The sequence below is a fragment of the Psychrobacter sp. TB20-MNA-CIBAN-0197 genome, assembly GCF_040309765.1.
Lineage (GTDB): Bacteria > Pseudomonadota > Gammaproteobacteria > Pseudomonadales > Moraxellaceae > Psychrobacter > Psychrobacter submarinus.
Window position 1 is genome coordinate 1 of sequence record NZ_JBEOPC010000338.1, and the last position, 292, is coordinate 292.

Sequence of the window (292 nt, forward strand, 5' to 3'; positions counted from 1 at the left end):
TCTTACGCCTGCATCAAGTGTTTGCTGATCAGGTAATAATTCATTTAACTCTCTGTTTACTAGCTCTAAATAGCCTGGGTATGATTTTTGTAAACTGGCTTTCATTGGCGCAATATCAATTGGGCGATTAAGCGATGCACGGTACTCTTTTGTGCTAAGTAACTTATTTTCGACCATTAGACGCAGCACTAAGTCCCTGCGCTCCATTGTGCGCTCTTTATAACGACGTGGGTTGTAATAAGATGGGCCTTTAACCATTGCCACCAGCAGAGCAATTTGATCGTACTCAAGC

1 pseudogene is annotated in these 292 nt (G+C 42.5%); it reads right to left on the reverse strand.

Features of this window, described 5'->3' with window-relative positions:
• A pseudogene (locus tag AAEY83_RS13920) lies at window positions 1-292 on the reverse strand (hypothetical protein); the annotation flags it as partial.